Origin of the sequence: Micromonospora sp. TSRI0369 (assembly GCF_001905625.1) — a bacterium.
Taxonomy (GTDB): Bacteria; Actinomycetota; Actinomycetes; order Mycobacteriales; family Micromonosporaceae; genus Micromonospora; species Micromonospora echinospora_A.
In genome coordinates this window covers 90,201-112,584 of the sequence record NZ_LIVU01000014.1, presented here as the reverse complement: position 1 = coordinate 112,584, position 22,384 = coordinate 90,201, and the positions used below count along the sequence as shown (strand labels likewise).

The 22,384-nt window shown below is 74.2% G+C and carries 18 protein-coding genes; 17 read left to right on the top strand and 1 reads right to left on the bottom strand.

Annotated features, from left to right (window positions below; translation table 11 throughout):
* The first annotated feature begins 140 nt into the window (after positions 1 to 140).
* The 9 genes from recN (at position 141) to AMK25_RS29505 (ending at position 13,157) form a co-directional block, all read left to right on the top strand.
* Complete coding sequence (gene recN, locus AMK25_RS29545; RefSeq protein WP_073831634.1) at positions 141 to 1,898, top strand: DNA repair protein RecN; 1,758 nt, start codon at positions 141 to 143, stop codon at positions 1,896 to 1,898.
* 118 nt (positions 1,899 to 2,016) lie between these two features.
* Complete coding sequence (gene steA, locus AMK25_RS29540) at positions 2,017 to 3,195, top strand: putative cytokinetic ring protein SteA (protein WP_073831633.1); 1,179 nt, start codon at positions 2,017 to 2,019, stop codon at positions 3,193 to 3,195.
* 28 nt (positions 3,196 to 3,223) lie between these two features.
* Positions 3,224 to 4,165 (top strand): copper transporter, encoded by a 942-nt coding sequence (locus AMK25_RS29535; protein WP_073831632.1) that lies wholly within the window; start codon positions 3,224 to 3,226, stop codon positions 4,163 to 4,165.
* Positions 4,166 to 4,225: 60 nt separating this feature from the next.
* Positions 4,226 to 5,089, top strand: coding sequence for a hypothetical protein (locus tag AMK25_RS29530; RefSeq protein ID WP_073831631.1), 864 nt, complete (start codon positions 4,226 to 4,228; stop codon positions 5,087 to 5,089).
* Between the two features lies 1 nt (position 5,090).
* Positions 5,091 to 6,788, top strand: a complete 1,698-nt coding sequence (murJ, locus tag AMK25_RS29525; RefSeq protein WP_073831630.1) for a murein biosynthesis integral membrane protein MurJ — start codon at positions 5,091 to 5,093, stop codon at positions 6,786 to 6,788.
* Positions 6,785 to 7,918, top strand: a complete 1,134-nt coding sequence (locus AMK25_RS29520) for a glycosyltransferase family 4 protein (RefSeq protein WP_073831629.1) — start codon at positions 6,785 to 6,787, stop codon at positions 7,916 to 7,918. The genes murJ and AMK25_RS29520 overlap by 4 nt, the downstream gene beginning before the upstream one ends.
* The gene (locus AMK25_RS29515) at positions 7,918 to 10,419 is read left to right on the top strand and encodes a hypothetical protein (RefSeq protein ID WP_073831628.1); all 2,502 of its coding nucleotides are present in this window, start codon (positions 7,918 to 7,920) and stop codon (positions 10,417 to 10,419) included. The genes AMK25_RS29520 and AMK25_RS29515 overlap by 1 nt, the downstream gene beginning before the upstream one ends.
* Before the next feature lie 405 nt (positions 10,420 to 10,824).
* On the top strand, positions 10,825 to 12,555 hold the full coding sequence (locus tag AMK25_RS29510) for a CTP synthase (protein ID WP_073831627.1): 1,731 nt from the start codon (positions 10,825 to 10,827) through the stop codon (positions 12,553 to 12,555).
* The gene (locus tag AMK25_RS29505) at positions 12,552 to 13,157 is read left to right on the top strand and encodes an NUDIX domain-containing protein (protein WP_073831626.1); all 606 of its coding nucleotides are present in this window, start codon (positions 12,552 to 12,554) and stop codon (positions 13,155 to 13,157) included. Before AMK25_RS29510 ends, AMK25_RS29505 begins: the two co-directional genes overlap by 4 nt.
* Before the next feature lie 66 nt (positions 13,158 to 13,223).
* Here the strand turns inward: AMK25_RS29505 and AMK25_RS29500 are convergent, their stop codons facing one another.
* Positions 13,224 to 13,538 carry a TM2 domain-containing protein gene (locus tag AMK25_RS29500; RefSeq protein WP_143194810.1) on the bottom strand — a complete coding sequence of 105 codons (315 nt, stop codon included), beginning with the start codon at positions 13,536 to 13,538 and terminating at the stop codon, positions 13,224 to 13,226.
* Positions 13,539 to 13,766: 228 nt separating this feature from the next.
* On the opposite strand from AMK25_RS29500, the gene ald reads away from it, so the two are divergent.
* The 8 genes from ald (at position 13,767) to der (ending at position 22,272) form a co-directional block, all read left to right on the top strand.
* Positions 13,767 to 14,882: an alanine dehydrogenase gene (gene ald, locus AMK25_RS29495; RefSeq protein WP_073831625.1), complete on the top strand. Its 1,116-nt coding sequence runs from the start codon at positions 13,767 to 13,769 to the stop codon at positions 14,880 to 14,882.
* Between the two features lie 11 nt (positions 14,883 to 14,893).
* A complete protein-coding gene (locus tag AMK25_RS29490) occupies positions 14,894 to 15,865 on the top strand; it encodes a site-specific tyrosine recombinase XerD (protein WP_073831658.1) in 972 nt (323 codons plus the stop codon).
* 221 nt (positions 15,866 to 16,086) lie between these two features.
* On the top strand, positions 16,087 to 17,010 hold the full coding sequence (locus AMK25_RS29485; protein ID WP_013285595.1) for a ParA family protein: 924 nt from the start codon (positions 16,087 to 16,089) through the stop codon (positions 17,008 to 17,010).
* Between the two features lie 41 nt (positions 17,011 to 17,051).
* On the top strand, positions 17,052 to 18,167 hold the full coding sequence (locus tag AMK25_RS29480) for a segregation and condensation protein A (protein WP_073831624.1): 1,116 nt from the start codon (positions 17,052 to 17,054) through the stop codon (positions 18,165 to 18,167).
* A gap of 4 nt (positions 18,168 to 18,171) precedes the next feature.
* A complete protein-coding gene (scpB, locus tag AMK25_RS29475; protein ID WP_073831623.1) occupies positions 18,172 to 19,260 on the top strand; it encodes an SMC-Scp complex subunit ScpB in 1,089 nt (362 codons plus the stop codon).
* Positions 19,247 to 20,017, top strand: coding sequence for a pseudouridine synthase (locus tag AMK25_RS29470; protein ID WP_073831622.1), 771 nt, complete (start codon positions 19,247 to 19,249; stop codon positions 20,015 to 20,017). Before scpB ends, AMK25_RS29470 begins: the two co-directional genes overlap by 14 nt.
* A 171-nt stretch (positions 20,018 to 20,188) precedes the next feature.
* Positions 20,189 to 20,869: a (d)CMP kinase gene (gene cmk / locus AMK25_RS29465; protein ID WP_073831621.1), complete on the top strand. Its 681-nt coding sequence runs from the start codon at positions 20,189 to 20,191 to the stop codon at positions 20,867 to 20,869.
* A complete protein-coding gene (gene der, locus AMK25_RS29460) occupies positions 20,866 to 22,272 on the top strand; it encodes a ribosome biogenesis GTPase Der (RefSeq protein ID WP_073831620.1) in 1,407 nt (468 codons plus the stop codon). Before cmk ends, der begins: the two co-directional genes overlap by 4 nt.
* Positions 22,273 to 22,384: the final 112 nt, after the last annotated feature.

The following is a 22,384-nucleotide window of genomic DNA, read 5'->3' as shown; positions in this document are numbered from 1 at the left end:
CGTGTCCGCGCGTACCAGGCAGCGGTAGAGCTCCTCCTCGTCCGGGTCAGGCCTCCAGCACGGGGCTGAACCGTACGGATGCCCGCGGCTCGACCTGCCGGCTGGTCAACTGTCACACGGCGGGGCTACTGTCGGGTGCTGTGCTGGAAGAGCTGCGCATCACCGGACTGGGCGTCATCGAGGACACCACGCTGCCGCTGGCCGCGGGGATGAACGTCATCACCGGCGAGACCGGCGCCGGGAAGACCATGGTGGTGACCGGCCTCGGCCTGCTCTTCGGCGGCCGCGCCGACGCCGGCCGGGTGCGCGCCCAGCCGGGCCGCGCGGTGGTGGAGGGCCGGCTGCGCCTGGGCGGGCGGGTGGCCGAGTCGGTGCACGCCCGCATCGTCGACGCCGGTGGTGAGCCCGACGAGGACGGCTCGCTGCTGCTCAGCCGCACCGTGACCATCGAGGGGCGCTCCCGTGCGCACCTGGGCGGCCGGGCCATGCCGGTGTCCACGCTCGGCGAGGTCGGCGAGCAGGCGCTGGCCGTGCACGGCCAGTCCGACCAGCTGCGGCTGCTGCGCCCGGCCGAGCAGCGGGCCTCGCTCGACCGGTTCGCCGGCCCGGAGCACGAGAAGCTGCTCGACGCGCTGCGCGAGACGTACGCCCGGTGGCGCACCGTCGTCGACGACCTGGCCGACCGGCGGCGCAACGCGCGCGAGCGCAACCAGGAGGCCGATCTGCTGCGGCTGGGCCTGGACGAGATCACCCGGGTCGACCCCCAGCCGGGGGAGGACGACGAGCTGAAGGCGGAGGCGCAGCGGCTGGAGCACGCCGAAGGGCTGCGTACCGCGGCGCAGGTCGCGCAGCAGTGCGTGGCCGGCGGCGTCGAGGCGGCCGACGAGACGCCGGACGCGGCGACGCTGCTCGGCACCGCGCGGCGCACGCTGGAGGCGCAGGCCGGCACCGACCCGGCGCTGGGCGAGCTGGCGGCCCGGCTGGAGGAGGCCGCCACGCTGGTCACCGACGTGGCCGCGGAGCTGTCCACCTACCTGGCCGCGCTGGACGCCGACCCGGCCCGCCTGCAGACCGTCTACGAGCGGCGGGCCGCGTTGCGCGGGCTCACCCGCAAGTACGCCGACGACGTCGACGGCGTGGTCGCCTGGGCCGAGCGGGCCCGGACCCGGCTGTCCGATCTGGACACCTCCGACGAACTGCTGGACGAGCTGGACCGCGAGGCGACCCGCCTCGCCGGTGAGGTGGCCGACCTCGCCGGCCGGGTGTCGGCGTCCCGGCGGGAGGCCGCGGTCCGCTTCGCCGAGCAGGTGACTGTCGAGCTGGCCGGGCTGGCCATGCCGCACGCCCGGATCGAGGTGGCGGTGCTGCCCCGCCCGGCGGGCCGGTCCGAGCCGAGCCTGCCGGTCAACGGTGTCGAGACCGGTGTCGGCGCGGACGGCGCCGACGAGGTGGAGCTGCGGTTGCTGGCCCACCCTGGCGCGCCGGCGCTGCCGCTGCAGAAGGGCGCCTCCGGTGGCGAGCTGTCCCGGGTGATGCTCGCCATCGAGGTGGTCTTCGCCGGTTCCGGCGGCCCGCCCACGCTGGTGTTCGACGAGGTCGACGCGGGTGTCGGCGGCCAGGCCGCGGTGGAGATCGGCCGCCGGCTGGCCCGGCTGGCCCGCAGCCACCAGGTGCTCGTGGTCACCCACCTGCCGCAGGTCGCCGCGTTCGCCGACCGGCACCTGGTGGTGGCCAAGGACACCGGGGGAGCGGTCACCACGAGCGGGGTGCGCGTGGTGGAGGACACCGAGCGCGCCCGGGAGCTGGCCCGGATGCTCGCCGGTTTGCCGGACTCGGATCTGGGTATCGCCCATGCCGAGGAGCTCCTGGCCGTGGCGGCCAAGGAAAGGCGTCCGTGATACCCCGATTGTGAGCGCAAGCACACCGGGGCGGGTTCCGGTGTGCTTCCCTGGGTAGGCGGCCCTGCTCAGGCATGTCGCGACAGCAAAACCTGCCTCACATGCCAGGATGGTCACGATGCGTCTACCCATACTGCGCCGGAGCCGGAACCCGGAGCCGGGCTCCATCGTCGGCACCGCGCGCCTCGACCGCCGGACGAAACGGCTGGTCGGGCGGCTGCGCCCCGGCGACATCGCGGTCATCGACCACGTCGACCTGGACCGGGTGGCGGCCGACTCGCTCGTCGCGGTGGGCGTGGCGGCGGTGCTCAACGCCAAGCCGTCGGTCTCCGGGCGCTATCCCAACCTCGGCCCGGAGGTGCTGATCTCCGCGGGCATCCCGCTGCTGGACGACCTCGGCGAGAGCGTCTTCGAGCAGGTCCGTGAGGGCGACCGGGTCCGCATCGAGGGCAACACGGTCTTCGCGGGCGACGAGCCGGTCGCGCACGGCACGCTGCAGGACGCCGAGACCGTGGCCAAGTCGATGGCCGACGCCCGGGAGGGCCTGTCGGTGCAGTTGGAGGCGTTCGCCGCCAACACGATGGACTACCTGCGCCAGGAACGTGACCTGCTGCTCGACGGCGTCGGCGTACCGGAGATCCAGACCCAGATCCAGGGCCGGCACTGCCTGATCGTGGTGCGCGGCTACGACTACAAGGCCGACCTGGACGTGCTGCGCCCGTACATCCGGGAGTTCAAGCCGGTGCTGATCGGCGTCGACGGCGGGGCGGACGCGCTCGTCGAGGCGGGCTACACCCCGGACATGATCATCGGGGACATGGACTCGGTCACCGACGACGTGCTGCGCTGCGGCGCCGAGGTGATCGTGCACGCCTACCCGGACGGGCGGGCCCCGGGTCTGGCCCGGGTCAACGGCCTCGGCGTACCGGCCATCACCTTCCCGGCGGCGGCCACCAGCGAGGACCTCGCCATGCTGCTGGCCGACGAGAAGGGCGCCTCGCTCCTGGTTGCCGTCGGCACCCACGCCACCCTGGTGGAGTTCCTGGACAAGGGCCGCGGCGGCATGGCGTCGACGTTCCTGACCCGCCTGAAGGTGGGCGGCAAGCTGGTCGACGCCAAGGGCGTCAGCCGGCTCTACCGGCAGAGCATCTCCGGGTCGTCGCTGCTGCTGCTGGTCCTGTCGGCGGTGGCCGCGATGGCCTCCGCGGTGGCGGTCTCCACCGTCGGGAAGGCGTATTTGGGCGTGGTCTCCGAATGGTGGGACAATTTCGTGTTCCAGCTCGGCCAGCTCTTCTAGCTCCCCCGACGATCAAGAGGCTGCAAGCGTGATCAACTTTCGCTACCACGTGGTGTCCCTGACCGCGGTCTTCCTGGCGCTGGCGATCGGCCTGGTGGTCGGCACCGCCGCGCTCAACGGGCCGGTCGCCGACTCGCTGCGGGAGAACGTCAACGGTCTGCGCAAGGACAACTCGCTGATGCGCCAGACAGTCAACAGCATGCAGAAGCAGCTGGAGACCGAGGAGGACTTCGCCGCCGAGATGGCCCAGCTGGTCCTGCCCGGCAAGCTGACCGGCCGCCGGGTGCTGGTGCTCACCCTGCCCAGCGGCCGCGACCAGGCCGAGGGGGTGACGAAGATGCTCCAGACCGCCGGGGCCGACGTCACCGGCCGCATCGACGTCCAGGACAAGTTCGTCAACCCGGACAGCAACAACAACCTGCTGGAGCTGGCCGTCACCGCCGCCAGGCCGAACAGCGCCCCCACCGCCAACCTGCCCGGCAACGGGCACGGCGTGGAGACTTCCAGCGCGCTGCTGGCGAACGTCCTGGTGGACCGCCCCGCGGGCAGCCCGGCGGTCAGCGAGGCCGACCGGCGCACCGTGCTGGAGCACTACGCCACCGCCGGCTACCTCACCCCGGCGGACAAGATCTCCACCGCCGCCGAGGCGGTGGTGATGGTCACCGGCCAGCCGTACGTGGACAAGGACTCGGCGAAGAAGGACGAGTCGGTGGTGAAGATCGCCGAGCAGTTCGACCAGGCCGGGGCGCTGGTGGTCGCCGGCATGGGCTCGACCGGGGGGAACCTGGTCTCCGTGGTGCGGGGCGACCCGGTGCTGGCGCAGACCATCTCCACCGTCGACAACGCCAACACCGTGCAGGGCCAGCTGGTCACCAGCCTCGCCCTTGCGCAGCAGCTCACCGAGAAGAAGACCGGCCAGTACGGCGTGGGCGACAACGCCGCGGCCCGGGTGCCTACACTGCCCCGGTGACCGCTGCGGGCCGCCCGGTCCGTGCCGCGTCGCGTTCGAAGTCCGGATCGAGGAGGTCCCGTGAGACTGGGTCGGCTGCTCGCCGTGGGCGCGGGGGTGCTGGCCGCCCGCTACGCGCTGCGCCAGACGCGCACGTCGCCGGGCGGGCCGGCGCTGGAGCGCACCAACTACCGGGGCCGCACGGTGACCCTGGCCGCCGGACCGGCCCTCGCAGTGGGCGCGGCGACCGGGGGCGCGCTGGGCGCCGGCAGCGCCCCGGCCGGAGCCGCCGCGCTCGTCGCCGGGCTCGGGGCGGGCGCTGTCGGCCTCTACGACGACGTGGTCGGCGCACGCCCCGAACAGAAGGCGGCCAAGGGCTTCGCCGGGCACCTCGCCGCGCTGCGCGAGGGGCAGGTCACCGCCGGGATGGTCAAGGTCGCCGGGGTGGGCGTGGCTGGGCTCGGCGCCGCGGCGCTGCTCGCCGCGGACCGGCGGGTCGCCGCACACCCGCGCCGCCAGCGCGCCGGAGCGTTCGGCCGAGGGCTCGACGTGCTGCTCGGCGCCGGCGTGGTGGCCGGCACCGCGAACCTGGTCAACCTGCTCGACCTGCGGCCCGGCCGGGCGCTGAAGTCCGGCATGCTGCTCGGCGTGCCACTGACCACCGGCCCGTACGGCGGCATCGCGGCGGGCGCGGTCGGCGCGTCGGCCGCGCTGGTCGGGGACGACCTCGGCGAACGGGTGATGGTCGGGGACAGCGGCGCCAACGCGCTCGGCGCGCTGCTCGGGGTGAGCATCGCCGCGCGTACCGGGCCGCTGGGCCGGGCCGGCGTGCTGGCCGTGCTCGCCGCGCTCACCGCCGCCAGCGAGAAGGTCAGCTTCACCCAGGTCATCGCGTCCACGCCGGGGCTGCGGCACCTCGACGAGCTGGGCCGGCTGCCCGACTGACGTGACGAAACCGGCACCTCTCGCCGCCGCCGGCCGCGTCGCCGGGGCGGCCGCCCTCATCGCCGTCCTCACCGTGGTCAGCCGCCTCGCCGGCTTCGGCCGTACCGCCGTGTTCACCTGGACGCTGTCCACCAGCGACCTCGGCGGCGCCTACCTGGTGGCGAACTACGTCCCGAACTTCATCTTCGAGATCGTCGCGGGCGGGGCGCTCGCCAGTCTCGTCGTACCGCTGCTGGCCGGCGCCGTCGAGGCGGGTGACCGGCGCGCGGTGGCCGCCACCACCGGCGCGCTGCTGACCTGGACGCTGACGCTGCTGATTCCGCTGGCGGTGCTGGTGGCGGTCTTCGCCGACCCGCTGCCGGGCCTGATCGGCGACGGCCTCACTGAGGCGCAGCAGGCGTCCGGGGCCCGGATGCTGCGCGTCTTCGCGCCGCAGCTGCCGCTCTACGGCGTGGGCATCGTGCTCACCGGGGTGCTCCAGGCGCACCGCCGGTTCGCCTGGCCGGTCATCGCGCCGCTGCTGTCGAGCATCACCGTCATCGGCGTCTACCTCGCCTTCACCGCGACCGAGGGGCGGCTGGCCACGATCGGCGAGGCCGGGCGCGGCGGTGAGCTGCTGCTGTCCGCCGGCACCACGCTCGGCGTGGTGGTGCTCTCGCTGTCGCTGCTGATCCCGCTGCGCCGGCTGAGGCTGCGGATCCGGCCGGGCTACCGGTTCCCGGCCGACGCCCGGGCCCGGGTCGGCGGCCTGGCCGTCGCCGGGGTGGTCACCGTCGCCGCCCAGCAGATCGCCCTGGTCGTCGCGCTCAACCAGGTCACCTACGGCCGGACCGCCGACGTCGGCGTCTACAACCTGGCCCAGACCGTCTACTTCCTGCCCTGGGCGGTGCTGGCGGTGCCGCTGGCGGTGGCCGCGTACCCGACGCTCGTGGCGGCCCGGGCCGGCGGCGACGAACGGGCCTACCGGGAGACGCTCGCCCCGGCGGTACGCGGCGTGGTGCTGTTCAGCCTGCTCGGCGCCGCCGCGCTCGTCGGCACCGCGATCCCGGTCGGGCACTTCTTCTTCGCCGACCCGCTCGACGCGCGCACCGCCGCCGCCGGGATCGCCGGATTCGCGCCCGGCCTGCTCGGCTACGGCCTGTTCGCGGTGCTGACCCGCGCCCTGTACGCGCGCGGCGAGACCCGCGCGGCCACCATCGCCACCGCGCTCGGCTGGCTCAGCGTGCCCGCGTTCGCCGTCCTGTTCGCCCAGGCGCTGCCGCTGGCCGACCGGGTCCTCGCGGTGACGCTGGCGACCTCCGCCGGCATGGTGCTGCTCGGCGCGTTGCTGATCGCCGCCGTCCGGCGTGCCGCCGGCGCCGAGGCGCTCGCCGGGATCGGCCGGGCCGGCGCCGCCGGGCTGCTCGCCGCAGTGGTCGCCGGAGCGGGCGGGGCAGCCGTCGCGGCGGGACTCGCCGCGCTCGGTGACGGCACCCCGACGACACCGCAGGCCCTCGCGCAGGGCATGCTGTCCGGGGTCGTGGTCGGTGTCCTGTTCCTCGCCGTCGCCTGGCTGACCGACGCCCGCGACCTGCGGCCGCTGCTCGCGGCCGTGACCCGCCGGCTGGGCCGGCGACGCCCGTCCGGCGGGGACGACGGCCCGCCTGCGCAGCAGCACCCCGGCGAGCGGGGCGACGGAAAGGAGACCGTTTCCCCATGACGGACGCCTCGCCCGCACCGCGCTGGCCCGGGTCGGTGGCCCTGGTGCTGGCCTCCAGCACCGGCGGGGTCGGGCAGCACGTGCGCTCGATCGTCGGAGGACTCACCGAGGCCGGAGCGTCGGTGCTGGTGTGCGGCCCGGCCGCCACCGAGGAGCAGTTCGGCTTCACCGGCGCCAGCGCCCGGTTCACCCCCGTGGAGATCCCGGCCAGTCCCGCGCCGGGCGACGCGCGCGCGGTCACCGCGCTGCGCCGGGCGCTCGCGGACACACCCGTCGACGTGGTGCACGCGCACGGGCTGCGCGCCGGTCTGGTCGCCGCGCTCGCCCGACCCACCGCACCGCTCGTCGTCACCTGGCACAACGCGGTCCTCGCCACCGGGCTGCGCGGCGTGGCGTCCCGGCTGGTCGAGCGGATCGTCGCCCGCGCCGCCCGGGTCGCCCTGGGCGCCTCCGCCGATCTGGTCGAGCGCGCCGCCGCGCTGGGCGCCGCCGACGCGCGCCTGGCCCCGGTCGCCGCGCCCACCCTGCCCGCGCCGCGCCGCCGCCGCGCCGCCGTCCGCGCCGAGTTCGGCGTCACCGCCGACCGTCCGCTGATCCTCTCGGTGGGCCGGCTGCACCCGCAGAAGCGGTACGACGTGCTGATCGACGCCGCCGCCCGCTGGCGAACCCGTACCCCCGCCCCGGCCGTGGTGATCGCCGGCAGCGGACCCGCGTACCTGCCGCTGGCCGCCCGGATCTCGGCCGCCCGCGCGCCCGTCACGCTGCTCGGGCACCGCACCGACGTGGCGGACCTGCTGGCCGGCGCCGACCTCGCGGTGGTGACCAGCGACTGGGAGGCCCGCCAGCTGTTCGCGCAGGAAGCGCTGCGCGCCGGCGTACCGCTCGTCGCGACCGCCGTCGGCGGGCTGCCGGAGCTGGTCGGCGACGGGGCCGTACTGGTGCCGCCCGGGGACGTGGACGCCGTCGACGCGGCCGTGCGCGACCTGCTCGACGACCCGGGCCGCCGGGCCGAGCTGGGCCGCCGGGGCACCGCCCGCGCCGCGACCTGGCCCACCGAGGCGGACACCGTGGCCGCCCTCGCCGACCTCTACGCCGAGCTGACACCCCAGCACTCCGCCGGGAACCGCTGATGCTGCGCCGACTGACCCCGGTCCTGCTGACCCTGGTCGTGGTGGCGCTGGGCATCACCGCGCTGGCCGCCCGGCCGGACGACGGCGCGCACCGGCCCGGCGCCGACTTCGTGGTGCTCGTCGGCGCGGCCGGCCTGCGCTGGGACGACGTCGACCCGGAGAACACGCCGACGCTGTGGCGGATGGCCGAGCGGGGCGCGATCGGCTCCCTGTCGGTGCGTTCCGCGCACCGGCCAACCTGCCCGGTCGACGGCTGGCTCACCCTCGGCGCCGGGAACTTCGCCGCCTCGCCCGGCGCCCGTCCGGGCGGTGGCTGCCCGGCCGCCGGCGTCACTGTGGAACGGCCCGACGGCATCGGCGCGAACCTGCCCGACCAGCCGAGCGTCGTGGCGCACAACCAGGAACAGCTCGCCTGGGGCGCCAAGCCCGGCGCGCTGGCCGAGTCGGTGCGTTGCTCGGTTGCGGTGGGGCCGGGCGCCGCGGTGGCCGCCGCCCGTCCGTTCGGCCGGGTCGACAGGTACGCGCCCACGCTTCCCGAGAACCCGGCGGACCTGCTCGGCTCCTGCGTGCTGAGCATCGTCGACGTCGGCACCGTCGACGACGACGACCCGGCCGTACGGGCGGCTCAGGCGCGGCAGGCCGACGCCCGGCTGGCCCGGGTGCTCGCCGCCCGTCCGTCGCGCTCGCTGGTGCTGGTAGCGGGCGTCTCGGACACCGAGTCCCCGGCGCGGCTGCACGTCGCGATCGCCGACGGCCCCGGCTGGGACGGTGGCTGGCTGACCTCGCCGAGCACCGCCCGCTCCGGCTATCTGCAACTCGTCGACCTGGCCCCGACGGTGCTCGCCGTGCTCGACCGCCCCGCCCCGGATCGGGCCTTCGTCGGCCGGCCCGCTGTCACAGTCGACGACCGGCCGGACAACCTGCGGGCCGCGATCGAGGCGCCGGCCGACGCGGACCGGGAGGCCGCCGCCCAACGGCGCGTCGCCGGCTGGTTCTTCACCCTGCTCGCCGCCGCCCAGCTGGCCCTCGCGGTGGCGGTGCTGCCGCTGCTGCGCCGGGCCCGCCGGCACGCCGGACCGCACGGCCCCGAACCGGTGTCCCGGCGCGTCGTGGCGGTGGTGGAGCTGCTGCTGATCGCCGCCGCCCTCGCCGTGCCCGCGGCGCTGCTGGCCGACGCCGTGCCCTGGTGGCGCGGCAGCCACGCCGGCCTGTGGTACGCCTCGGTGACCGCGCTGCTCGTCGTCGGCGGCACCGCCCTGGTCCGGTTCAGCCCCGGGCACGAGCGGACGCTCGGCCCGCTCGGCGCGGTCGCCGGGCTGGCCGCGCTCGTGGTCGGCGTGGACGTGCTCACCGGCTCCCGGTTGCAGCTCAACGGCGTGGTCGGCTACTCCGCGCTGGAGGGCGGCCGGTACGCCGGGCTGGGCACCGTCGGGCTGGGCGTGTTCGTCGCCGGGTCACTGCTGTGCGGCGGCTGGCTCGCCCAGCGGTTCCGCAAGGGCTGGCGGCCGATGGTGATGGTCGCCGTCGGCGGACTGGCCGTGGTGATAGTGGGCAGCCCGTACCTGGGCGCCGACTCGATCGGCGCGATCGCGCTCACCGCCGGGGTCAGCGTGGCGGCCGCCATCTGCACCGGCGGCTGGCTCACCGTGAGCCGGCTGGCCTGGGCCACCATGGCCGCGCTCGCGGTCACCATCGGCTTCGCCCTGGTCGACCTGGGCCGACCCGCCGAGGAGCGGGGGAGCCTGGGCCGGTTCCTGGCCGCGCTCGGCGACGGCACCGGCGGGCTCACCGTGCACCGCTCCGGCGACTCCAACATCCAGACGCTGGTGAACAGCCCGCTCACCGTGCTGGCCCTGGCCGGGGCGGCGCTGGTCTGGCTGGCGTTGCTCCAGCCGTGGGGCGGCCTGATGCGGCTGTTCGGCATCTACCCGGCGATCCGGGCGGCGATGGCCGGCACCGCCGTGGCCGTCGGGCTGGGCGGCGTGCTGGGCGGCTCGGCGCTGGACGTGGCCGGTGCGGCGGCGGCGCTCGTGGTGCCCATGGCGGCGCTGTCGGCCCTGCGGGTGCTCGACCACTCCACCGACCGTACGTTGCCCGACAGCGGCCGTCCCGGCGGCGAGACGGGCACGGTCCCACGGGGCGGCCCGGACGGCTCCTCCCGGGGTGGCGCGGCTGCCGACGGGCCGGCGGCGGACGGTGATCTGCCGGCCGGTGACGGTTCGGGTGGTGGTGGGTCGGCCGGTGCCGGGCTGGCCGGTGGCGGTGCGGGTGGTGGTCGTTCCCGGCGCGACGGGCTGGCTGGCGACGGCGCGGGTAGCGGCCGGTCGGCGGGCGACGGCCCAGTCGGCGGCGGAGCGGGCGAGCCGGGGGAGACCGGGGAGCCGGCCGGACCGGATCGGCAGGGCCCTGACGGCAGCGAGGCGCCGAACGGGCCGCCCGCCGCCGGGGCGCGGGTCCCCGCACAGCCGACCCCGGCGTCCTCGGAGATCCCCGCCGGCTGACCCGGCCCGCGCGTGCCGCCCGGTAGGTGTGCCGCCCCCGCCCCGCTCCGCCCTCGCTCCGCCCTCGCCAGGTCGGGGAGGTGGCGGGGTCGAGGCCCGGAGGAAGGCACCACCTCGGCGAGGTGGTGTCGATCAAGAGGCCGGACCGGGGTCGGACCGTGCCGGACCGGGGTCGGACCGTGCCGGACCGGGGTCGGACCGTGCCGGACCGTGCCGGACCGTGCCGGACCCGGCCCGGAAGAGCGCCGGGGGAGGGCCGGCACCGGCCTCACGTGCGCCGACAGCGGGTGCGACGCCGGCTCACGGTCCGGATGGTGTTACCGTGGAATCCCGTGGATCGCGTGATCACTTGTCTGATCGGCACGGCGGTTCGCACGACCGCTACGGACGACACGGGAGCAGGCCTTGGCCCCTACAGCACGGACGACCAGGCACATTTTCGTCACCGGGGGCGTCGCCTCCTCGCTGGGTAAGGGCCTCACCGCCTCCAGCCTCGGCAGTCTGCTGACCGCGCGCGGACTGCGCGTGGTGATGCAGAAGCTCGACCCGTACCTGAACGTCGACCCCGGCACGATGAACCCGTTCCAGCACGGCGAGGTCTTCATCACCGAGGACGGCGCCGAGACCGACCTCGACGTCGGCCACTACGAGCGGTTCCTCGACCGGGACCTCTCCGGCAAGGCGAACGTCACCACCGGGCAGATCTACTCGGCGGTGATCGCCAAGGAGCGGCGCGGGGAGTACCTCGGCGACACGGTGCAGGTCATCCCGCACATCACCAACGAGATCAAGGCCCGCATCCGCGGCATGGCCGATCCGGACGCCGACGGCCAGGTGCCCGACGTGGTGATCACCGAGGTCGGCGGCACGGTCGGCGACATCGAGTCGTTGCCGTTCCTGGAGTCGATCCGGCAGATCCGCCACGACCTGGGCCGGGACAACTGCTTCTACCTGCACGTGTCGCTGGTGCCGTACCTGGCGCCGTCGGGCGAGCTGAAGACCAAGCCGACCCAGCACTCGGTGGCGCAACTGCGCAGCATCGGCATCCAGCCCGACGCGCTGGTGCTGCGCTGCGACCGGGAGATCCCGGACAAGGTCAAGGAGAAGCTGTCGCTGTACTGCGACGTCGACCGGGAGGCGGTCACCGCCGCCCCGGACGCGCCGAGCATCTACGACATCCCGAAGGTGCTGCACCGCGAGGGCCTCGACGCGTACGTGGTGCGCCGGCTCGGCCTGTCGTTCCGCGACGTCGACTGGACCCGCTGGGACGACCTGCTGGAGCGGGTGCACCAGCCGCGGCACACGATCACCGTCGCGCTCGTCGGCAAGTACGTCGACCTGCCCGACGCGTACCTGTCGGTCAGCGAGGCGGTCCGCGCGGCCGGGTTCGGCCACCGCGCCCGGGTGAAGCTCAAGTGGGTGCCGAGCGACGACTGCGTCACAGCGGCCGGCGCGGCCGCCGCGCTGTCCGGCGTCGACGGCATCGTGATTCCCGGCGGCTTCGGCGTCCGCGGCATCGAGGGCAAGGTCGGCACCGCCCGGTACGCGCGGGAGAACGGCATCCCGCTGCTCGGCCTCTGCCTCGGCCTGCAGTGCATGACCATCGAGGTGGCCCGCCACCTGGCCAACCTCGACGGGGCGAACTCCCTGGAGTTCGACGAGGAGGCGGTGCACCCGGTCATCGCCACCATGGCCGACCAGGAGGACATCGTGGCCGGCCGCGGCGACCTGGGCGGCACCATGCGGCTCGGGGCGTACCCGGCGAAGCTGGCCGAGGGGTCGATCGTCGCCGAGGCGTACGGCAGCACCGAGGTCAGCGAGCGGCACCGCCACCGGTACGAGGTGAACAACGCCTACCGCGACCAGCTCACCAAGGCCGGGCTGACCATCTCCGGCACCTCGCCGGACGGGCGGCTCGTGGAGTTCGTCGAGCTGGACCGCAACCTGCACCCGTTCTTCGTGGCCACCCAGGCGCACCCGGAGCTCAAGAGCCGCCCCACCCGCCCGCACCCGCTGTTCGCCGCGTTCGTCGGTGCCGCCGTGGCGTACTCGCAGGCCGACCAGCTGCCGGTGGACCTGGACGGCGCGTCGAAGAAGGCCAGCCGCGGCGGTGGCGCGAAGGCCTCGGCCAAGTGAGCGGCGTCGAGCACCGGTACGAGGTGACCGCGCGCCGCCAGATCTGGTCCGGCCGGATCTTCTCCGTGGTCAGCGACGACGTCACCATGCCCGGTGGCGGCGAGGCGACCCGGGACTACGTGCGGCACGTCGGCGCGGTCGCCGTGGTGGCGCTCGACGACGCCGGTCAGGTGGTGCTGATCCGCCAGTACCGGCACCCGGTCGGCCGGCACCTGTGGGAGCTGCCCGCCGGGCTGATGGACGTCGGCGGCGAGGACCTGGCCGCCGCGGCGCTGCGGGAGCTGGCCGAGGAGGCGGACCTGACCGCCGGGCGCGTGGACGTCCTCGTGGACCTGCACAGCTCGCCCGGCTTCGCCGACGAGGTGGTCCGGGTGTTCCTGGCCCGTGAGCTGGCCGAGGTGCCGGCGGAGCAGCGGCACGACCGGCACGACGAGGAGGCCGACCTCCAGGTGGTCCGCGTCGACCTGGCCGAGGCGGTGCGGATGGTGCTGGCCGGCGAGATCACCAACGCGTCCTGCGTGGCCGGGCTGCTCGCCGCGGCCCGCGCCCGCGAGACCGGCTTCACCGAGCTGCGCCGGCCGGAGGCGCCGCTGCCGCGCTGATCGGGAACCGACGACGAAGGGGCCGCGCGGCGCTGTGCGCCGGGCGGCCCCTTTCCGTTCCGGTGGTCAGTCGCGCAGCGGGCGGCCCTGCCCGTCGACACCGCCGTTGACGAGGATCAGGATGCCGTCGACGAGGCCCCAGATCGCGCCGATACCGCACGTCACGAGCGTGACGATGAGCTGGATGACACCGGTCTTGGTGTCGCCCATGTAGAACCGGCCGATGCCGAAGCCGCCGAGGAGGATCTGGAGCACACCCGCGACGACCTTGCTCTTGTCCGAGACGCCCTGCGGGTACTGCTGGTAAGGAGTGGTCATGAGCGGACACAATAGTGATCGACTCGCGTCCTGTCGGCCCCGGCACTCCGTTCGTGGAAGGATATTTACCGAACTCTGTCCTGTCGGCTGATGACGTCTCCACCGGCCAGCCTGGCCCACGCCTGACACACCGTCAGCACCAGCGGGCACCGGATGTCACAGTGTCGCCGTCCGTGGGCTTCCCACGGCTCTAGACTGCCGCCGGCGGGACCGGTGTACCGCGCCGGCAACGGAGCCGGCGCGGCGCCGCGCAGTCGGGGGTGAGCAGCCCCGGAGGAAGGTGTCTGCATCGTGAAGGTCGGAATCCCCCGCGAGGTCAAGAACCACGAGTACCGGGTGGCGATCACGCCCGCGGGCGTCAACGAGTTCACCCGCCACGGCCACGAGGTCTTCGTCGAGGCCGGCGCCGGCGTCGGCTCCAGCATCACCGACGACGAGTTCGCCGCCGCCGGCGCGAAGATCCTGGCCACCGCCGACGAGGTGTGGGACACCGCCGAGCTGGTCCTCAAGGTCAAGGAGCCGATCGCCGAGGAGTACCACCGGATGCACGAGGGACAGGTGCTCTTCACGTACCTGCACCTGGCCGCCTCCCGCGAGTGCACCGACGCGCTGGTCGACCGCAAGGTCACCGGCATCGCGTACGAGACCGTCGAGCTGCCCGACCGGTCGCTGCCGCTGCTCGCCCCGATGTCCGAGGTGGCCGGCCGGCTCGCACCCCAGGTGGGCGCCTTCTACATGATGCGCACCGGCGGCGGGCGGGGCGTGCTGCCCGGCGGCGTCTCCGGCGTGTACGCCGCCAAGACCGTTGTCATCGGCGCGGGCGTGTCCGGCCTCAACGCCGCCGCCATCGCGCTGGGCCTGCAGTCCGAGGTGCTGCTGCTGGACAAGAACGTGGCCCGGCTGCGCTCCGCCGACGCCATCTACCGGGGCCACCTGCAGACCGTCGCCTCCAACGCGTACGAGATCGAGCGGGCCGTGCTCGACGCGGACCTGGTCATCGGCGCGGTGCTGGTGCCCGGCGCGAAGGCCCCGAAGCTCATCTCCAACGAGCTGGTCTCCCGGATGAAGCCGGGCAGCGTGCTCGTCGACATCGCCATCGACCAGGGCGGCTGCTTCGAGGACTCGCGCCCGACCACGCACGCCGACCCGGTCTACAAGGTGCACGACTCGATCTTCTACTGCGTGGCGAACATGCCCGGCGCGGTGCCGAACACCAGCACCTACGCGCTGACGAACGTCACCCTGCCGTACGCCCTCGAACTGGCCAACCAGGGCTGGCAGCAGGCGCTGCGCAACGACCCGGCGCTGGCGCTGGGCCTCAACACCCACGCCGGCAAGGTCGTCTACGGCCCGGTCGCCGAGGCGCACGGCATGGACGTGCTGCCGCTGGACGAGGTGCTGAACTGACCGACACCGTGGTGCGCAGGGCCGGCGCGGAACCCGCGCCGGCCCTGCGCCGCGCGGTCCGCACGTACCTGGACCACCTCACCGTCGAGCGTGGGCTGTCCGCGAACACGCTCGCCTCGTACCGCCGGGACCTGGACCGCTACCTGGCCACGCTGGCCGCGGCCGGGGTGGACGACCTGGCCGCCGCCGGGCCCGCGCAGGTCGAGGCCCACCTGGCCCGGCTGCGCGCCGGCGACGACGACCACCCGCCGCTCGCCGTCTCCTCCGCCGCCCGCGCCGCCAGCGCGGTACGCGGCCTGCACCGCTTCGCGCTGCGCGAAGGGCTCACCGCCGCCGACCCCAGCCGCGACGTCCGCCCGCCCGCGCCGCCGCGCCGGCTGCCCCGGGCGCTGCCCGTGGACGCGGTCCTGCGGCTGCTGGAGGCCGCCGACCTGCCCGGCGCCACCGGCGACGCCGCCGCCCGCGCGCTGCGTGACCGCGCGCTGCTGGAATTCCTGTACGGCACCGGCGCGCGCATCTCCGAGGCGGTCGGCGCCGCCGTCGACGACCTGGACCTCGACGCCGGCGCCGTGCTGCTGCGCGGCAAGGGCGGCCGGACCCGGCTGGTCCCGGTCGGCGGGTACGCGGCCGACGCGTTGCGCGCCTGGCTGGTCCGGGGCCGTCCGGCGCTGCTCGCTGCCGGACGCGGCACCCACGCGGTGTTCGTCAACGCCCGCGGCGGCCCGCTCACCCGGCAGGGCGCCTGGGCTGTGCTGCGCGCCGCCGCCGGCCGGGCCGGCCTGCCGGTCGACGGCCCGGACGCGATCTCCCCGCACACGCTGCGCCACTCGTACGCCACGCACCTGCTCGACGGCGGCGCGGACGTGCGCGTCGTGCAGGAGCTGCTCGGCCACGCCTCGGTGACCACCACCCAGGTCTACACGCTGGTGACTGTGGAACGGCTGCGCGAGGTGTACGCCACCGCCCACCCCCGCGCCCGCTGAGCGCGCCGGGCTCGCGGCCCCCGGGTCTGTGATCGGGCCGCGCCCGCGGCTGACGGGCGGCCGACACGCCGACCCGCTACCGAACGTGCTGCTGGCCGGTGGCGTACAGTCGGCATCGGCGCGGGCCTCCAGGTACGACGGACCGGGGGTGCGCAGCGGCGCCGCGAGGGACGTCGGACGGCTCCGACGCCGGGTGGTCGTCGGGAGGGGGCAACGAGGACATGGCAGGAAACGGTGACCGTGCCGAGACCTGGACGTCGGAGCTCCGTGAGCAGCAGGCGACGCTGGGCGCCGATCTCGGCCCCGCCGACCCGGCCGCCTACACCATGCGCAAGCCGATCCCCGAACCCATGCCGACCGACCGGCACGGCCCGGCGCGGATCATCGCGATGGCCAACCAGAAGGGCGGCGTCGGCAAGACCACGACGACCATCAACCTGGGCGCGGCCCTGGCCGAGTACGGCCGCAAGGTGCTGCTCGTCGACTTCGACCCGCAGGGCGCCCTCTCGGTCGGGCTGGGCGTCAACCCGCACAACCTGGACCTGTCGGTCTACAACCTGCTCATGCAGGACGACGTCACCGCCGAGGACGTCCTGATCAAGACCGACGTGGCCGGGCTGCACCTGCTACCCGCCAACATCGACCTCTCCGCCGCCGAGATCCAGCTCGTGAACGAGGTCGCCCGGGAGATGGCCCTGGCGCGGGTGCTGCGCACCATCCGCAAGGAGTACGACTTCATCCTGATCGACTGCCAGCCCTCACTGGGCCTGCTGGCGATCAACGCGCTCACCGTCGCGCACGGCGTGCTCATCCCGCTGGAGTGCGAGTTCTTCAGCCTGCGCGGCGTGGCGCTGCTGCTCGACACCATCGACAAGGTGCGCGAGCGGCTCAACTTCGACCTGGAACTCGAAGGCATCCTCGCCACCATGTACGACAGCCGCACCACCCACTGCCGCCAGGTGCTGCAGCGGGTGGTCGAGGCGTTCGGCGACAAGGTCTACCAGACCGTCATCACCAAGACGGTGAAGTTCCCCGAGTCCACGGTGGCCGGCGCCCCGATCACCACCCTCGACCCGGCCTCCTCCGGCGCGCGCAACTACCGGCAGCTGGCCCGGGAGGTCATCGCCGCCCAGGCGGACCGGTAGGGCGCACGCCGGCCGCCCGCCGCGTCGTCTACGGTTTCCCGGTGACCGCCCCGCCCCTCGACCCGCCACACGGCGCCGGCGACCCTGCCGTAGCCGCGCAGGTCGACGGCGCCGACCCGGTCACCAACGGCTTCACCGTCCGGCTGGACAACTTCACCGGCCCGTTCGACCTGCTGCTCCAGCTGATCAGCAAGCACAAGCTGGACGTCACCGAGGTCGCGCTGCACAAGGTCACCGACGAGTTCATCGCGTACCTGCGGGCGATGGGCGACCAGTGGGACCTGGACGAGACCAGCGAGTTCCTGCTCGTCGCCGCCACCCTGCTCGACCTCAAGGCGGCCCGGCTGCTGCCCTCGGCCGAGGTCGAGGACGAGGAGGACTTGGCGCTGCTGGAGGCGCGGGACCTGCTGTTCGCGCGGCTGTTGCAGTACAAGGCGTACAAGGAGGCCGCCGCGCACATCGCCGAGCTGGAGGCGGTCGGCGGCCGGCGCTACCCGAGGGCGGTGACGCTCGAACCCCGGTACGCGGAGGCGCTGCCCGACCTGGTGCTCGGCATCGGTCCCGAGCGGCTGCGCAAGCTCGCGGTCAAGGCGATGAGTCCGAAACCGGTGCCCGAGGTGTCCATCGCGCACGTGCACATGGTCCGGGTCAGCGTCCGCGAACACGCCGGCATCATCGCCGACCGGCTGCGCCGCGCCGGAATCGCCACGTTCTCGCTGCTCTGCGCCGACTGCGAGATGACACTCGAGGTGGTGGCCCGGTTCCTGGCGCTGCTCGAGCTGTACCGGCAGGGTCTGGTGGCGTTCGTGCAGGAGCAGGCGCTTGAGGAGCTGACCGTTCGGTGGACCGGCCCGGCCGACGGCGAGGCCGAGCTGACAGTCGACGAGTACGCCGGCAACCCCGAGCCCACCCCCGCCGCCGGGTCGCCGGAGGGCGCCGGGGTCCTCGACGCGGCCGGGGTGCCCGACGCGGCCGGGGTGCCCGACGGCGCCCCATCGGGCGCTGTCGCCGTGCCCGGTGGCGGCACCTCGGCTGACGCTGCCGCATCCGGTCCTGTCGCTGGGTCCGGCGACGGCGCATCGGCTGACAGTGCCGCATTCGCTGACGCCGCCGTGCCCACCGAGCCCGCGGACGAGCCCGCACCGACGCAGGAGTGAACGGATGAGCGACGAGGAACGCCGCGACTCGCTGGCCGACCAGGCTGCCGCCTGGATCCCCCCGTGGCAGCGCCCGTCCGCGCCCAAACCCGATCCGGACAGCCGTGATTCGGCAGAAACCGCCGACTCGGCGCCCGAGCCGTCCACAGATCTTGGAAGCCAAGGGCCCCTGGAGGGGCCAGATTCTTCCAAGATCGCCGAAACCACGGCGGATCTTGGTACGGAAGCGCCCCTTGAAGGGCGCCTCCGTACCAAGATCTCGGGTGGAAGCTCGACTGCCGACGCTGACGAGCGCATCGAGCCGTCGGTCGACGCCGGCATCGATCCGGCCGCCTTCGGCGACGCTGGGCACGGCGACGGCGGGCACGACGACGACGGCCGGCGAGACGCCGACAACACCGCTGGGCGGGACGTGGACGCGGGGCGGGACGCCGACGCAACCGCGCAGGAACCGGGGGACCGGGCGAGCGGGGGAGCGGCGGGCGGCGTACCCCAGAAACGGGGACGTCGGCGGGCCGCGCCGGAACCGCCGCCCGCGCCCGTCCTGGACGACGCGGAGCTGCGCGGCGCCCTGGAGGCGATCCTGCTGGTGGTGGACCAGCCGGTCAGCGAGCTGACGCTGGCCGAGGTTCTGGAACAGGCCCCGGAGCGGATCGGCGCGATGCTCGACGAGATCGCCGCCGGGTACACCGCTGCCGGGCACGGGTTCGACCTGCGCCGGGCGGCGGGTGGCTGGCGTCTCTACACCCGGCCGGAATACGCCACCTACGTCGAGCGGTTTGTGCTGGACGGGCAGTCCGTGCGGCTGACCCAGGCCGCGCTGGAGACGCTCGCCGTGGTCGCCTACCGGCAGCCGGTGACCCGTTCGCGCATCTCGGCCATCCGGGGTGTCAACTGCGACGGGGTGCTCCGTACCCTGGTGGGTCGCGGCCTGGTCGAGGAGTGCGGCACCGAAGCGGACAGCGGCGCCTACCTCTACCGGACCACCACCATGTTCCTGGAGAAGCTGGGGCTCAACTCGGTGGACGACCTGCCGCCCCTGGCCCCGTTCCTTCCCGACGACGTAGAAGAGCTTGCCGATGCGACGCGATGACCGTGCCCCGAAGCCCGACGCCCCCGTGTACGAGGGCGCCGAGCGCCTGCAGAAGGTGCTCGCCGCCGCGGGGGTGGGTTCCCGGCGCGCCTGTGAAGACCTGATCTTCCGGCGGCGGGTGACAGTGAACGGGCGGGTGGCGCAGCTCGGCGACAAGGCCGACCCGGCCCGCGACGTGATCGTCGTCGACGGGGAGCGGCTGCAGGCCGACGTCCGCCTGGTCTACGTGGCGATGAACAAGCCGCGCGGTGTGGTCACCACCATGGCTGACGAGAAGGGCCGCACCGAGCTCGCCGACTTCATCGGCGCGCGGCTGGAGCAGCGGGTCTACCACGTCGGGCGACTGGACGCCGACAGCGAGGGCCTGCTCCTGCTCACCAACGACGGCACCCTCGCCCACAAGCTCATGCACCCGTCGTACGAGGTACTCAAGACCTACCTCGCCGAGGTGGCCGGGCCGATCCCGCGCAACCTGGGCAAGCGGCTGACCGCCGGCGTCGAGCTGGAGGACGGGCCGGTGAAGGTCGACGGGTTCAGGCTGGTCGACACGCTCGGCAAAACCGCCCAGGTGGAGCTGACCCTGCACGAGGGTCGCAAACACATCGTCCGGCGCCTGATGGCCGAGGTGGGACACCCGGTGTCCCGTCTGATCCGTACGTCGATCGGTCCGATCAAGCTCGGCGACCTGCGCACCGGGCGGCTGCGGCGGCTCACCAACGCGGAGGTCGCCGCCCTGTTCAAGGCCGTGGGTGACTGACCCCGACGATCGGGGTACGGCTCCCGGTAGGCTTCGACGCGGTCCGCGGGCCGGCGCGTGCCGCCCGGCGGGACGCCCGCGCGGCGCGGGCATGATTGACGACAGAACCATCCGCTCAACGGCGTCCGGGAATCCGGGCGACCCGCGAGGTACGGGCTGAGGAGGACAACGGTGGAGGAGAACGTACCGGCCGGGCGATGCGTGGTCGCTGTGGACGGGCCGTCCGGTTCGGGGAAGTCCACCGTGTCGCGGCGGCTGGCGGCGGGCCTCGGCGCCCGCTACCTCGACACCGGCGCCATGTACCGGGCGCTGACCTGGGCGGTCCTGCGCTCCGGCGTGGAACTCACCGACGCCGAGTCGGTGGCAAAGGTCGCCGCCGAGGCCGACCTGCGCATCGGCACCGACCCCCAGGGGTACGCCGTGACAGTCGACGGCACCGACGTGTCCACCGCCATCCGCGGCGCCGAGGTGACCGCCGCGGTGTCAGCGGTTGCCGCCGTCGCCGCCGTACGCGAGCTGCTGGTGGACCGGCAGCGGCGGGTGATCGCCGACGCGGGCCGGATCGTGGTCGAAGGCCGGGACATCGGCTCGGTGGTCGCGCCGGACGCGGAGCTGAAGGTGTACCTGACCGCCTCCGAGGCGGCGCGCGCGAAGCGGCGCAGCGCGGAGGACGCCGCCGACGTCGCGGCGACCGCCGCGGACCTGGCCCGCCGGGACCGCCTCGACTCGACCCGCAAGGTCAACCCGCTGCAGCAGGCCCCCGACGCTGTGGTGCTGGACACCACCGAGCTGGGCATCGACGAGGTAGTGGCGCGCCTGCGCGAGATGCTCACGGAGCGGGGTGCCGCGTGAGCGAGGATTTCGAAGGCTGGGTGGAGCTGCGCGAGCCGGAGGTCGACTCCGGTGAGCCGACCGGCCCGCAGCCCGTCGTAGCGGTGGTCGGCCGCCCCAACGTCGGCAAGTCCACGCTCGTCAACCGCATCATCGGCCGCCGGCAGGCGGTCGTGGAGGACATCCCCGGGGTGACCCGGGACCGCGTGCCCTACGACGCGCAGTGGAACGGCCGGGCGTTCACAGTGGTGGACACCGGCGGCTGGGAGCCCGACGCCAAGGACCGGGCCGCGGCCATCGCCGCCCAGGCCGAGACCGCGGTGGCGACCGCCGACGTGGTGCTGTTCGTGGTGGACGCCATGGTCGGCGCCACCGACGTGGACGAGGCCGCGGTGAAGATGCTGCGCCGCAGCGCCAAGCCGGTGATCCTCATCGCCAACAAGGCCGACAACACCACCATCGAGATGGAGGCGACCTCGCTGTGGTCGCTCGGCCTCGGTGAGCCGTTCCCGATCTCCGCGCTGCACGGCCGCGGTTCCGGCGACCTGCTCGACGCCATCCTGGACGCGCTGCCCGAGGCGCCGGCGATCGTGGAGAACCGCCCGCGCGGCCCGCGCCGGGTGGCACTGGTGGGCCGCCCCAACGTCGGCAAGTCCAGCCTGCTCAACCGCTTCTCCGGTGAGGAGCGGGCGGTGGTCGACTCGGTGGCCGGCACCACAGTGGACCCCGTCGACAGCCTGGTGGAGATCGGCGGCGAGACCTGGCAGCTGGTCGACACGGCCGGTCTGCGCAAGCGCGTCGGCAAGGCCAGCGGCACCGAGTACTACGCCAGCCTGCGTACCGCCTCGGCGATCGAGGCGGCCGAGGTCGCCGTGGTGCTGATCGACTCCAGCGAGGTGATCAGCGAGCAGGACCAGCGGATCCTCACGATGGTGGTCGAGTCCGGACGGGCGCTTGTCATCGCGTTCAACAAGTGGGACCTGGTCGACGGCGACCGCCGCTACTACCTGGACAAGGAGATCGACCGCGAGCTGCGGCGCATCCCCTGGGCGATCCGGCTGAACCTGTCCGCCAAGACCGGCCGCGCGGTCGACAAGCTCGCACCCGCGCTGCGCAAGGCGCTCGCCAGCTGGGAGACGCGCATCCCGACCGCGCAGCTCAACCAGTGGCTCACCGCGCTGGTCCAGGCCACCCCGCACCCGGTACGCGGCGGACGCGCCCCGCGCATCCTCTTCGCCACCCAGGCCGGGGCGGCGCCGCCGCGGTTCGTGCTGTTCACCACCGGCCCGCTCGACGCGGGGTATCAGCGCTTCGTCGAGCGCAAGCTCCGCGAGGAGTTCGGCTTCGAGGGCAGCCCGATCGAGATCTCGGTACGCCCGCGCAAGAAGCTCGGCCCCGGCGGCCGGGGCAAGGCCCACGGCTGACCCGCTCCCTGCTCTGCCGCACGCCACCCTCCTAGGATGCTCTAGGGGGTGTGGCGTGCGGCGCGGGAGGGGCCTCTGCGCACGGTGCGAAGATCCTGCGCTAAGCTGTACC